Below are 14,428 nucleotides of genomic sequence, written 5' to 3'. Positions count from 1 at the left end.
GGCAAGAATGGCAGCACGCGCACGTACGGAACGACAACTTCGCGCAACGGCCTCGCGGTCGGTCCTGAAATCGGAGCTGAGCCCGCTTTACCGGGCGGTCGTGCTGATGCTCGCGGCGGGCGTGTCCGCCCACGCGCATGCGGCGGGCATCATGAACCTCGGTCACGTGGCCGCGAGCCCGGCGGGCGGCGGCGCGGGCGGTGTCGGCGGCGTGCCGGGCATGCCGAATCTCGGCGTGTCGCCGCAGCAGGCGCTGCAGGCGAGCCAGCCGTCGATCCGCAACCTCGGCTATGCGGCGCACGCGATCGCCGCGCAGATCGCCGCGCAGCAGAATGCGGCGGCGGCCGCGGCAAAGCTGCCGTCGACCGTGCCGAACGGGCTGGCGCCGGGCGGGCTGCAGGTCGCGGCGGGCGCGTCGGGCGATACGAACAATCCGGTGCTGTGGGTCAACGCGAACGCGCCGACGCAGAACGTCGATTCGAGCGGCCACGTGAACGTCGATGTCAAGCAGACTGGGCAGAATGCGGTGCTGACGTGGGAGACGATGAACGTCGGCCGGCAGACGACGCTGAACTTCGACCAGTCGGGCGGCACGCAGACGAACGGCGCGAACAACTGGGCCGTGCTGAACCGGATCAACGATCCGAGCGGCAGGCCGAGCCAGATTCTGGGGAACATCACCGCGCAAGGGGCGGTGTATGTGATCAACCGGAACGGGGTGCTGTTTGGTGCCGGGTCGCAGGTGAATGTGCATTCGCTGGTGGCGTCGTCGCTCGACGTGCTGAACATGAACAACTACAACCAGACCCTGGTCAACAAGGTCCCGGTTGTGACGGACAACAGCCTCGCACAGGATGCGGCGGGGATCGTCGCGAGCAACAGGCAGTTCCTGAGCTTGCCGGCGGGGACGACGGGCGGGCTCGCGTATCCGGAGTCGGGCAGTTCGGGCGGGGTGAACGGCAACAGCACGGTGCCGAACGAAGTGCTCGGCCTCGGCAACCAGGTCAACCTCACGTCGGCCAGCCAGTACCAACCGTGGGGCGATGTCACCATCGAGCAGGGTGCATCGATCACCACGCACGCGAACGGCAACGTGAGCGACGGCGGCTTCGTGATGATCGCCGCGCCGAACGTGACGAACGCGGGGCACATCAAGGCGACGGACGGGCAGGTCGTGCTGGCGGCCGGCGTCGGGGTGAGCCTGCGGCCCGCTGGCGGCCTGCAGCTCAATCCTCAGGTGCTGCTGCCGGAACTCAGCGGAAAGATCGCGCTGCTCGGCCCGAACGGCCAGACGACCGACATCACGCCGGCGGGCACGCTGACCAATACCGGCATCGTCGAGGCCGCGCGCGGCAACGTGAACCTGCTCGGCAGTCGCGTCGCGCAGAACGGCGTGGTGGGTGTGACGACGAGCGTCAACTCACCCGGCACGATCACGATTTCCACGGTCGACGAATACCAGTCCAACAATCCGACCGGCGCCGGGTATCTCGGGCTGGGGATCGTGACGACGAGCTCGCAAAGCAGCGGCAGCACCACGAGTCGCGCAGGCCTGCTGAGCTTTGGCCCCGATTCGGTGACGACGGTGATGCCGGACGGCAACGGCCAGACGACGCCGTCGACGCCCGGTGCGACCTTCACGCCGGGCAGCATCGGCATGACGGCCGGCTCGGTGTGGTTCCAGGGCGGCTCGCTGATCGAGGCGCCCGGTTCGAAAGTATCTGTCGCAGCGTTGACGCCTTCGGCATCGGGCGCGCAAGCGCCGGCCGGCCAGACCGCCGTGCCAGGCCGGATCTACGTCGACAGCGGTGCGACGATCGACGTGTCGGGTCTCGCGAACGTCGAGGTGCCGATCGGGCAGACGCTCGTGACGGTCGATCGGATCGGCCAGAATGAACTCGCTGATTCGCCGCTACTGCGCAACGGGTTTCTGCTCGGATACAAGAATCTCGTGTTCGACAGCACGCTGACGGGCACGCGCAGCGACGGCGTGCAATGGGTCGGCAGCCCGATCCTGAATCTGTCGGGTTATGTGAACCTGATTCCGCGCACGGTCGACCAGTTGTTGACCAATGGCGGCTCGATCACGCTGTCGGGCAACGAGGTGATGACCGCGACCGATTCGTCGATGAACCTGAACGGCGGCTACGTGCATTACGACGGCGGGATCGTCAACACGACGCGGCTGGTCGACGCCAACGGCGCGCTCGTGCCGATCGGACAGGCAAGCCCGTACGACACCTACGTCGGCATCGCGGGGCAATTCGTCGAATCCCACCCGCGCTGGGGCGTGACGAAGACGTGGTACAACCCGCTGCTGACGATGGGCGGCTATCAGGGCGACTACATCGTCGGCGGGAATGCCGGCACGCTCGATATCTACGGGCTGCAGTCCACGGTGCTGGACGGTGACATCAGTGCGCAGGCGTTCGGCGGCGCGAAGCAGATGCAGGGCAACAGCCTGCCGAGCGGCGGGACGTTCAACCTCGGCGCCGATCCGAAGCTCGACGGCGCCGCGCTGGTGCACCTGACGTCGAACAACAGTGACGTCGCGTCGGGTACCGCGGGCCTGGTCGTGCTGCAGGACAATGCGCCGAAGCTCGCAGACATTGCGCCGGGTTTCTCGATCGATACGCCGCTCGACAAGACGGCGCTTCAGGCGCTCCCGGCGAACGATCCGCGCAACGTGCTGACGACCACCGTGGTGCCGGTCGCGACGCTGAACAACGGTGGCTTCGCGAACCTGAATGTGACCGAGGACAGGTCGGGCGGCAAGGGTGTCGTGGTGCCGCAAGGCACGCAACTGAACTTGCAGCCAGGCGGTTCCATCACCATCAACAGCCCAGTGGCCGGTACCGACGTCAACGTGGCCGGCCGCCTCTCCGTGCCGTCGGGGGTGATTTCGATCACGAGCGGCGGCAACGTGATCGTCGGCCCGCAGGGCGTGATCAATACTGCGGGGCAGTGGGTGAACAACGATGTGCAGGCGGCACCGGGTACGACGCCCGGAAACAGCCAGTTCATCAACGGCGGCAGCATTACGCTCACCGCATTGCTCGGATCGAACGTTATCGGCGGCGGGCTGGTGGGTGACACTTCGGGTTCGGTGCTGCTGCAGCCAGGTAGCGTACTGGACGTATCGAGCGGCGGCGAGATGCTGTCCAACGGCCAACTGCTGATGCAGAACGGCGTGCCTGCCGGACGCGGTGGAAATGTGACGTTGCAGGCGTATTCCGCGACACCATTGAAGGAGTTTGGCGCGTCGGCCGACGCATCGGCTCTGCCTACCGCACAGCCGACGGCCGGCACGATCGCGCTGGGCGGCACGATCCTGAGCGAAGGGTTTTCGGGTGGCGGCACGCTGACGCTGCAGGCGCTCGGATTCCGGATCGGCGGTGCCGAAGCCGCCGCGTTGCCATGGGACGTCTATCTCCCGGAAACCTTCTTTGCACGGCAGGGCTTCGGCAAGTATGTGCTGAATGCGTACTACGACACGACGGTCGCGCCCGGCGCGTCGGTTGCCGTCACGCAATTGAATCGCATTCCGGACATGGTCGCGCTTCAGCAGGCGGCCACGGGGGCGAACCTGGCGGCCGGCGGCCTGACCATGATCGGTCAGCTCGATGCGTATCATCGGCAGGCAACGGATCTCGTCCTGACGGCCGGCAACGATACGTCGTGGCGGCAGAGCCAGCCTGCCATCCCGCCGTCGTATCCGGGCGTCACCGGTGCGGTCACGCTGTCGGAAGGCGCATCGATCCACGCGGATGCCGGTGCGAGCATCGGCCTTGGCTCGCCGGCGCAGGTCACGGTACTCGGCTCGATCGTCGCGCCGGGCGGGTCGATCACGCTGAGCGCGGACGGGAACGGCACGTATGCGCAGGCCGGGCAGTTCAGCACCGGTTTCATGAGCGCGAGCCAGTCGGTCTGGCTCGGCGCGGATGCTTCGCTCGATGTGTCGGGCACGGTATTGGCCAATCCGCTTGCGGCGCCGGTCAAGATCGGCGCGACGGCGGTCGTGCCGAATACGGGCAAGGTGTTGTCCGGCGGTTCGGTCACGATGTCGAGTGACACGGGCTACGTGGTCGCGCAGACTGGCTCGAAAATCGACGTGTCCGGAGCGTCGGCGAACCTGGATCAGCTGCAGCCCAATGGCACGTACGCGGCGCAATCGGTATGGAGCGATGCCGGCTCGATCACGCTATCGGCGGCGAACGGGCTGTTCGCGGATGCGACGCTGGCCGGGCGTCCGGGTGCCGCGCAAGCACGGGGCGGTACGCTGACGATCCTGCCGAGCCAGGCGAACCCGCATAGCAACGGCTCGACCGCGACCGCGCTCGTCGTACGGCAAGACGCTACGTTCGTACCGGCGGGCCTGATGCCCGGGCAGAGTTTCGCGTCGGCAATCGATTCGACCACCGGCTTGCCGATCGGGCAGTCGAGCGGCGTCCTTCAGTTCGCGGCCGACCGGCTCGACGGATCCGGCATCGCGAATCTGGTATTGGGCAGCGGCACACCGCCCAACGGTGCGCAATCGACCCCGATCCTGTTTGCCGGCAACGTCATGCTGTCGTTGCCGGAATCCGTGACGTTGAACACGGGGCGCGTCGCCGCCATCGGCATGGGGCAACTGTCGTCGCTGCTGTCGACGCCCGCGCGCAAGGCCGACGGGACGCTCACGACCGCCGTCGACAGCTTGCTCGCGCAACCGCAGCCTTCATTGGGTACGACGGTCGAGATCGACGCGCCGTACGTTGCGTTGTCGGGGCCGCCCATCCAGTTGCAGTCGCCGCAGTTCAAGCCGGTCGCGGCACTGTCCGATGCGACGCTGAACGTGAATGCATCGTTCATCGATCTGAAGAACCAGGTCCAGCTCAACAATTTCGCTCATGCGAACTTCACGAGCAGCGGCGATATACGCCTGAGCTCGACGAACGCGGGTGGGTCCGCGGCCGGCACCGCGCCGGGGATGCTTTATACGCCGGGCAACCTGACGTTCAACGCGGCGGATCTGTATCCGTCGACCGGTAGCACGTTCGTTGTCGCCGCGGTGGGCCCGACCGATTCGGCAACGGGCAAACCGGCGCCGACGACGGTCACGTTCGCGTCGAACGGCGTGTCGGGCGTGCCGTTGTCGGCGGGCGGCACGCTACTCGTGGACGCGACGAACATCGTGCAGGGCGGCACGGTGCGCGCACCGTCCGGCACGATCGTATTGGGCGTAGGCGATCCGTCGAATGCGGCGACGCAGGCTCAGTTTGCCGGATTGCCGCTTGTCGCGACGGATTCGGCGAAGCTCGTGAACGGCAGCGTGACGTCGGTCTCGAACGGCGGCTTGGTCATTCCGTACGGCACGACGATCGACGGGGTCGAGTGGCAGTTCAATCCGCCTGCCGGCAACACGACGCCCGACCTGACCGCGCCGCCCACGAAATACGTGGGCGTGAACGGCAGCAATGTCGCGCTCGACAAGGGCGCGACGATCGACTTGTCCGGCGGCGGCGACCTGCAGGCCATCGAGTGGGTGCCGGGTACCGGCGGCACGCGCGACGTGCTGTCGCAATACAACGTGAGCTATGCGAGCGGCAAGGGGGGGACGGCCGTGCCGGTCAATGTCGGAGCCGGCAACGTCTATGCGATCGTGCCGGGCAAGCAGTCACCGGTCGCGGCGTATGACCCGACCCTTGCGCAGACGACACAGCCCTCCACCAACGCAAACGGCACGGCAACGACCGCGACGGCGACGATGGGCGTCGGACAGGCGAGCCTGACCGACCCGATCGGCAAGGCCGTGTATCTGTCGGGCGTGCCGGGGTTGGCACCCGGCTACTACACGCTGCTGCCGGGCAAGTACGCGACGTTGCCGGGCGCGTATCGCGTCACGGTGTCGAACACGGCCGGCAATCTCGTGCCGGGCGCGAGCCAGGTGTTGCAGGACGGCACGGTCGTGACGGCCGGCTATTTCGCCGACGCGTTGACGGGCAGCCGAAGCGCGACGCCGACGCTGTTCAACGTGCAGTCGAACAGTGTGTGGCAGCAGTACTCGCAATACGCACTGACGGGCGCGAACGCGTATTTCACGAAGCTCGCCGCGACGAAGGGCAACGTGACGCCGCCGCTGCCCGTGGACGGCGGTCAACTGGTGCTGGCGGCGACGAAGGCGCTGACGCTCGGCGCGACGCTGAATGCGGCCGCCGGCGCGGGCGGCGCGCCGGCCCAGGTCGACATCGCGTCGCAGGACATCCAGGTCACCGGCAACGGCAGCGCGGCGCTGCCCGGCTATCTGCAGATCGGCAGCGACGCGCTCGATTCGCTGAACGCGGGCAGCCTGCTGATCGGCGGCACGCGCGCGGCGACGACGAGCGGCGTCACGATCACGCCGATCGCGAACAGCGTCGTCGTGTCCAACGACGGAAACACGGCGCTGAAAGGCCCCGAGATCCTGCTCGTCACGAAGACCGACGGCAGCGGCACCGATCCGAACGCGGCGAACGGCCTGCGCGTCGATGCCGGTGCGTCGATCGCCGCGCAGGGCGATTACCCGGCAGCCAAGGATCAGCCGATCGCGATCGCCGGCGACGGCGCGTTGCTGCGCGTGTCGAACGGCGCGATGGCGCCGCTGTCGCGCACCGGTGGCACGGGCAAGGGCTTGCTGACGGTCGGCGCGGGCGCGACGCTCGCGGGCGGACAGGCGTTGCTGCTCGATTCGTCCGGCGACCTGAAGGTCGATCCATCCGCCGTGCTGTCGGCCAAGGCGATCACGGCGGACGGTTCCGCGATTACGTTCACCAACGCAGGCGGCGCGTCGGCGGCGAACCTGCCGGGCTTCGTCATCGATCCGGCCGGTCTCGCGCAGTTCGCGAACGCGCAGCAGGTCACGCTGCGCAGCTACGGCGCGATCGGTTTCGTCGGCGACGTGAACGCGACGTTCGGCAACAGCGTCGATCTGAGTGCCGGCACGTTCACGAGCGACGGCGGTCACGTCACGCTGAATGCGCAGCAGGTCGCGTTCACGAACGAGATGGGCGCTGCGCCCGGCACGACGATGGCCGGAAACGGCACGCTGACGGTCAACGCGAAAGAGATCGACTTCGGCACGGGCACGAAGGCGGCCAGCGGCTTCGGCTCGGCGGTGATGAACGCGACGGGCGGCATCGTCGGCCAGGGTACCGGTACGTTCGACTTCGGTGCATTGCCGGTGACGCTCAATGCACCGATCTACCTTGCCGACAAGAGCTCGGCCGCCACCGTGAAGACGACGGGCGCACTGACGCTGAACGGGGCGTCGGGCACCGCATTGAAGCGCGATGCGGTTGGCGGCGCATGGACCTTCATCGGCGGTACAGTGGCCGACAACGGTGCGACGATCAGCGCGCCGGCCGGCAACGTGACGCTCGAGGCGACGACCGGTAACCTGACGATCGGCGGCGGATCGACGGTCAGCGCGGCGGGCGTGTCGAAGCAGTTCTTCGACGTGACGCGCTACGCGCCGGCAGGCTCGATCACGCTGACGGCCGATGCGGGCACCGTCGACGTACAGGCCGGCTCGACGCTCGATTTCTCCGGCGCCAGCGGCGGTGGCGCGGCAGGCAGTCTTTCGCTGTCGGCGCCGCAACAGGTCGTGAACCTGAACGGCGCGATCAAGGGCGGCGCGGCGAGCGGTTATGCGGGCGGCTCGTTTTCGCTCAATACGGGCGGCGCGGCGGATCTCGATGCGCTGTCGAAGACGCTTGCATCGAGCGGCGTGAACCAGGCGATCACGGTTCACACGAAGACGGGCAACCTGACGCTGTCGCCGGGCAACACGCTGACCGCGCATTCCGTGCTGCTGACGGCCGACGGCGGGTCGGGAAGCTCGGCCGATACGGCGAACGGCAACGTGAACGTGCTTGGAACGATTGACGCGTCCGGCAAGGCGGGCGGCGAGATCGACCTGTACGGCCGCAACGGTGTGGACATCGAAGGATCGCTGCTGGCGCGCGGCTCCGACCCGAAGCAGCGCGGCGGCAAGGTCAACATCGGCACGACCGCATTGTTCGACCCGACGATCGTCGACGCGAACGGCAACTCGGTCGCATACAACGCAACCTATGGCTACGAGAACATCCTGCGTGCGAACGCGGGCGCGATCACGCTCGGCGCGAATGCGCTGATCGACGTGTCGGGCGGGACGGCCGGTGGTTTGTCGGGCGGCACGGTGAATTTCCGAGCACCGCTACTGGCCGACAACGGTGTGAAGGTCAACCTGCCGGATACGTTCAACGACGGCAAGGGCATCGTCGGCTCGCGCGCGACGACGCTCGAGGCGTATGCGGTATGGAGCACGACGGACGCGACGACGGGCGCGCAGCACTTCGACGGCGTCATCGACCCGGCGGGATGGTATGACAAGAGCGGGCATCTGCTGGCCGGCACGTTCACGGCACAAGGGACGTCCGGCACGCCGGCGACGTTCTCGTTCGCACCGGACGGTTCGGGCGGCGGTACGTTGACGAATCAGACGACGGGCCTATCGTCGACTGTCACGCAGGTGCAGCTTCAAGGCGGCGATAAAGATATTGGTTTCGGCGGGCTGAACAACATGTACTTCGCGCCCGCGAGCGGCGGCGCGAATGCGGATCACGAGACCTTCTACGGATATCAGAACGGCGATGCGTCGACTGCGGCGCCGGGCACGCTGATGGGGTTTGTACAGCACGGGCTCGATACGCTGGTCGATCCGTTCGTCGGCAAGAACATCGCGAATACGCGGATCGTGCCGGGGATAGAACTCGACAACCCGAGCCCGGCGATCAACGGCGGCGATATTCAGGTGCTGACGAACTGGAACCTCGGCGCGGGTGCATCGCCGACGAGTCTCGCGTTCCGGTTCGACGGGCAGGCGCCGATTGTGACGCTGCGTGCCGAGAACAACGTAAAGGTAAAGGCGAGCTTGTCGGACGGGTTCTTCCAGATCGCGAACCCGCTGGGTGGTGGCGGGACGATTCCGGTGCCGCCGTTGTCGACGTTGGCTGCGGTACAAGGGATCTACAACATGCCGTCGGGGTATTACGCGAGTATTGGCATTGGACTGTCGTATTTCGCGAGCAGTGGCCTGGCTTTTGGTCCGGGGCAAGTGGCCGGCGGTACGCCGGACGAGGTAGCCGAGTACTACGCGCTATATTCGGCGTATGCGAATTACCTGGTCCAGCCTGCGGGGGGGCTTGCGTCTTCGTTGTCGTCATTGGCGTCTAAGACGAATATCGACACTGTCGAGATCATCTACAACTTGCGGGGAACCAACTCGAGCACAATGCAGCCTGGGCAGCCCGTGGCACCGATTGTGCCGACGGCGGCCGAGCAGGCATCGAATCCTGGTTCCTATCTGATCTATCTGAATCAGTACCAGAAGTATCTGTCCGATTCTGTTCAGTATGTTGTCCAGCACGACCAGCAATGGCCGCTAGTGGCGATTCCCGCGGCTCCGGCCGTTCAGCCCGTTTCGGTGATCGCGACCCCGACAATCAGCATTCCTGCCCTGACGGACAATACTCCGTCGCCGACGTCCGTTGCGACCGTTCCAATTCCGCTTGTGTCCGCTTCGCTGACGGGCGGCTCGAGCAGTTCCTTCCGCGTGGTCGCAGGGGCGGATCTGAACAGCACGAATCCGCTGGCGCTTCAGGTGCGGACCGCAGGAGGCGGATCGAACGGCAAGAGCGTGACCTTCGATGGCCATACCACGTTCGTCGACAGCAACGGCCTGGCAATTCTGGCGCCGACGATGATACGCACCGGTACCGGTTCGATCGATATCGCGGCTGGCAATGACATCGCGCTATTCGACAGCAGTACGATCCAGCCGAACAGCCCTGACATAACCGTTCCCGGCGTGATTTACACCGGCGGCGCGCCTGCGGCGGGGGCGCCGGCCGGCACGGGTCTTTCTATCATTCATGGCCAGAACAACAATCCGGATATTCTGGTGACGCCCGCGGTCAATCCGGACTCGGCCGGCGATATCACGATTCATGCGCAGGGCGATATCAAAGGCGCGGAGTATCTGACCGACGTGAATGGGACGGTGACCGGGCGGCAAGGCGCCAACATCAGCCCGTTCTGGTGGCAGTGGATGCAGATCGGTAATCCGACCGGCATGGTCGGCGCGACCAATCCCGTGTCGCAGACCGTTCAGACGTCGATCAACTTCGGCGCATTCGATCAAGGCGTGTTGAGCGCGGGCGGCAACGTGTCCGTGTCGGCTGGCGGGAATATTTCCGACCTGTCGGTGTCGCTACCGACCACGTGGTATTTGACCGGTGCCAATACCGACAACCCCACGATCAATACGGTTGGCGGCGGCAACCTGTCCGTGCGAGCAGGAGGGGACATTCTGAGCGGTGGCTACTTCGTCGCGAAGGGATCAGGAACGATCACGGCAGGCGGGAAGATCGGGTCGGATATTGCGGTGCCTTCGTCAGTTGACGGCCAGCCTGCCGTAACGATGGATACGCTGCTGGCGACACAGGACGGCGCGCTCGACGTAAGCGCGCGACAAGGCGTCAGCATCGGGCGTGTGTTCGATCCGTCGTATGCGCAGAGCAATGCGCTGTTGACGGCGTACCAGCAACAGGCCGACATGAAGGGCTATTCGTCGACGTCCGCCGTCAATATCGTGTCGACGACCGGGGACGTCGCGATCGGCACACTCTCGGCAGTCAGCCTGATTGGCGGCGGAGCGATCAATGCAAATGCGCCGGGGGCGAACGATTTGTCGTCCGTCTTGCCAGCGTCAGTGAGCCTGACCGCGCTTTCCGGCGGCATCACGGTGGCGGCGAGCGGCTTGCTCTATCCGTCGGCGTCTGGCGACCTGAGCCTGATCGCCGATCAGTCCGTCAATCTGTCGAGCATCAACGGATTGATTGTCAGCGGGTTTCCTGCGTTCGGCATGCTCGATGTCGATCCGTCCTCGATGCCGTCACCGGCGAAGCCGAATGTTCTCGTCGCGAACCCGAGGATTGCATCGGCGGCGGCTCATGATCCGGTTGCCTTGCATGGCGACGATACCGTTCCGGCGCGGATTTACAGTCTGAACGGCGATATTGTCGATAGCGTACCGGGAAATACGTCAATCTCTAATTTCGTGGTTCCGGTGGTGATCGACAAACCGGCGTTGATCCGGGCCGGCCGGGATATCGTCAATTTGTCCTTCCTGGGACAAAATCTGCGCAGATCCGACGTAACGCGGATCGTGGCGGGGCGCGACATCTACGATACGCACGCGACGGGCTTGCCCGCGCTGAATATCGGCGGTCCCGGCACGTTCGACATCGAAGCCGGCCGCAATATCGGACCGTTGGCCAATCTGTCGGGCGTAACGAACGCGGCTGGCATAACCACCGGTATCAACGCGATAGGCAACGCAAACAATCCGTATTTGCCCCACGAGAGCGCGAACATCAATGTACTGTTCGGTGTCGGGCCGGGTATCGATACCGCTTCGTTCGTCTCGACGTATGTCGATCCGGCGAAGTCCGTGCCGGGTGTTTTCAGCGCGACGCCCGCGCTCGTTACGTTCATGGAGCAATACGAGGCGGGCCTTTCGGTCGACACGGGGTTGGTCAACGATCAGCCGGCGATCAAGCCGTTGAGCGCGGACGAGGCCTGGTCGAAATTCAAGGCGCTGCCGCAGTATGTTCAGCAGCTCTTTGCCGAGCAGGTGCTGTTCAAGGTGCTTACCAGCGTCGGCGAGGATTACAACAACCCGGCCAGTCCGTACTATCAGAAATATGCGCGCGGCTACGAGGCGCTCAATACGATGTTTCCGGCTTCGCTGGGCTACACGGCCAACAATCTCGGCGGCGGCAGCAACGGTGCAAACAAGCTGGCCGATACGGGCGACCTGGATATTCGCAGCACGACCATCCAGACACAACAGGGCGGCAACGTATCGATCCTTGGCCCGGGCGGGCAGGCGCTGATCGGGAGTACATCCGCACCGCCTCAGATCGTCGACAGTGCGACCGGCAAGACGATTGCCGGGCCCGGAACGATGGGTGTTCTCACGCTCGAGAAGGGGAACATCAACATCTTTACTGATCGCAGCGTCCTTTTGGCCCAGAGCCGGATCTTCACCGAGCAGGGCGGCGACATGACGATCTGGAGCTCGAACGGCGACATCAACGCGGGCAAGGGTGCGAAGTCGTCGGCCGACACACCGGCGCCGCAATACGTATGCGACGCGAACCACTATTGCACGGTCGACGCGCGCGGGCAGGTTACGGGCGCGGGCATTGCAACGTTGCAAAGCGTGCCAGGTGTGCCGATCGGCACGATCAACCTGATCGCACCGCGCGGTACGGTCGATGCGGGCGATGCAGGTATTCGTGCCGGCAACCTGAACGTCGCTGCGTTGCGGGTGGTGAATGCCGACAACATCCAGGTAACCGGCAAGGCGACCGGCATCCCGCTCGTGCAGGCGGTGAATACCGGTGCGTTGACGGCCGCAAGTGCTGCCGCATCGGCTGCCACGCAGGTGGCGCAGGATATCGCGAAGAACAACGCGTCCGGAGGGGCTGTGCGGCGCTGGACGATATCGGTGCAAGTGGAGGGATTCGGCGATGCGAGTGGCGACGGCGGGAAGAAGCACAAGCAGCAGGTCGGCTACGATTCGTCGAACGCGGTGTCGATTCTTGGCTTCGGTCAACCTGGAGCCACGCAACGTGCTACGTTGACATCGGAGGAGCGTAACAGGTTGGGCAAGATCTGATCGAGCGAAGTGTGCGCGACGCGGGCTGCCGGTAGTATCGGCGCTCGCGTTTGTTGTATGGCCGCATGGACCGTTCGATCAAAGATGGAATGAGTGTCCCCCGTAATCCGGATCCGTGCGCTCCGATTGCAATGATGTGGGTCTGGAAGTTACGCGTCGTCTGACGAATAGGTTGATGGCATCAAATAAAGCTGCGCCCCCGGTAACCCTGGGGCGCAGCCAGTTTGGATCTCGGTGGTCAGCGTGTCGACTTAGCGACCAACCACCGTACCTGTGCAGACGCTCGTGTTGCCGATGTCGAGGTTCCACGCACGTGCGTTGCTCAGGAATTCGTTCGAGATGGCCGTCTGGAAGTTCGCCGGTACTGTGTCGAAGCCGTTGCCATGAACGATGGATGCGAAGCTGGCGTTTGTGTAATGAGCGTTCAGGAAATCATGCATGGCTGTTCCGACTGCAGGATCCGCATAACATTGGCTCAGGATGATATAGCTCATGCCGGAAACCGGATAGCCTGAGATCGGATTGCTATTGCTCCGGGGCCAATTTGCTGGGTTAGCAGCGGCGACCCTTAACGCTGGCGGGACAATTGAACCGAGCGCCATGGTCGCGTTCGCATACGTCGGTGCGTAGTAGGCATTGTTTATCCTGTTCGCGAGGCTGGCCACCGGCAGTTGCAGCGCGCTGGCCGACATCACGACCGCGCTCGACGGGGCGAGGAACGTGTTCGTGTAATTCGGAGCCAGGTATGCAACAGCGGCCATACCGGCCGACGCATAGCTCGCCAACTGTCGACGCACGCCACCGTCACCCGAAGCAGCTATGAAGTTCGACGGCACGACGCCGCCCGGGAACGAAGCCGTGAACGTCAGCGAATCGGCGAACGTGACGCCCGTGGCCGTGTTGGTCGTCGTACACACGGCAGCCAGATGGCGCGTCAGCAGTTCGGTCGTGCCGCTGGCGTCCGCGCTATAGACGACTTTGATCGGTTCGTTCAGCACGTAGGGGGAGTTTGTTTCCGGATTGATGATCTGGTTCCAGTTCGTGAGCTTTCCCGAGAAGATGCCGCACAGATCGTCGTCGTTCAGCGCGATGCTGTGCGCTTGACCCGGTGTCGTTTGCGGCGTCATCGTGCTCGTGACGGCCGGACCGTTGACGACCGGCACCGTGATCGGCGTGACGATGTACGGGATCTGGATCAGCGGGCCATTGGTCGCGCCGAGGCCGGCCTTGTACGACGTGAGCTGGGCGGTCGACAGGGCCGCATCGCTGTTCGCGAAGTGGACCGTGCCCGTGACCGTCGAGCCGAAATACGTCGGCCGGTTGTTCAGGAATGCGTTCTGGCCGGCCCCCGAGCCAACCGAGTAATACGTGAACGAGCCTTCGGCGGTGCCGAACAAGCCGATTTCGGTCGCGGGATTGACGATCGTACCGATTGCAGGAGCAATGAGGGACGAGCCGCCGCCTTGCACGTTAGGCGAGGCCATCGCGGCAATACCGCCGAGGCTGGAGAAAACTAGAGCGATCGACTGGCAGAGCCTGCGGTGTTGATGAAGTCGCATGGGATGTTTCCGAAGAGAATGGATGGCACGCCGGACTGACGTCCATGGGGTGCTGGCCGAGGGCACAAATGAAAAACTGCGCCCGCGGATCTCCGGGGGCGCAGCCGTTCCGACGAGGTTAAGC

General features: G+C 64.9%; 2 protein-coding genes. One reads left to right on the top strand and one right to left on the bottom strand.

The genetic code is table 11. The annotated features are described in order from the left end of the window. The first annotated feature begins 7 nt into the window (after positions 1–7). Positions 8–12,745, top strand: a complete 12,738-nt coding sequence (locus tag CFB50_RS28165) for a filamentous haemagglutinin family protein (RefSeq protein ID WP_089447986.1) — start codon at positions 8–10, stop codon at positions 12,743–12,745. Between the two features lie 251 nt (positions 12,746–12,996). Here the strand turns inward: CFB50_RS28165 and CFB50_RS28160 are convergent, their stop codons facing one another. Next, positions 12,997–14,304 (bottom strand): substrate-binding domain-containing protein, encoded by a 1,308-nt coding sequence (locus CFB50_RS28160; protein WP_089447985.1) that lies wholly within the window; start codon positions 14,302–14,304, stop codon positions 12,997–12,999. Between the last annotated feature and the right edge of the window lie 124 nt (positions 14,305–14,428).

The organism is Burkholderia sp. AU33423, from assembly GCF_002223135.1.
Lineage (GTDB): Bacteria > Pseudomonadota > Gammaproteobacteria > Burkholderiales > Burkholderiaceae > Burkholderia > Burkholderia lata_D.
This window is presented reverse-complemented; position numbering and strand designations above follow the sequence as displayed.

What these genes read in the sequence shown, in the direction of transcription:
- CFB50_RS28165 (WP_089447986.1), top strand. Translation starts at nt 8, where the DNA reads ATGGCAGCACGCGCACGTACGGAACGACAACTTCGCGCAACGGCCTCG.
- CFB50_RS28160 (WP_089447985.1), bottom strand. Translation starts at nt 14,304, where the DNA reads ATGCGACTTCATCAACACCGCAGGCTCTGCCAGTCGATCGCTCTAGTT.